At 40.9% G+C, this 347-nt stretch carries 1 protein-coding gene; it reads left to right on the top strand.

The window, feature by feature from the left end; all coding sequences use genetic code 11:
• On the top strand, nt 1–347 hold a 347-nt coding region (locus tag WFH18_RS17915; RefSeq protein WP_336755427.1), incomplete at both ends, for an IS3 family transposase.

Here is a 347-nt window from a genome sequence, read left to right as displayed (position 1 = left end):
CGACCTATTATCGGGCTTTAGATCTCGTTGATAACCCAGAACATCGAGCGAAACGTGCTCTGCATGATTTACATCATGCAGAGCAAATCAAACGTATTTGGAAAGAAAGTTCAGGTCGATATGGTGTACGTAAAGTTTGGCAAAAATTGAAACGTGAGGGTTATATTATTGCACGTTGTACAGTTGCTCGATTGATGCAAAAGCTAGGTATACAAGGTGTTTGGCGTGGTAAGAATAAACAAACCACCCGTAGCCGAGATGACCAAAAACGAGCAGATGATTTAGTGAAACGTAATTTTACTGCTGATCATCCTGACCAACTGTGGGTCAGTGACTTTACGTATATT

Source organism: Acinetobacter sp. USHLN143 (genome assembly GCF_037145695.1).
Taxonomy (GTDB): domain Bacteria; phylum Pseudomonadota; class Gammaproteobacteria; order Pseudomonadales; family Moraxellaceae; genus Acinetobacter; species Acinetobacter fasciculus.
The sequence above is the reverse complement of the archived record's forward strand: the minus strand, read 5'-3'. Positions and strand labels throughout refer to the sequence as shown.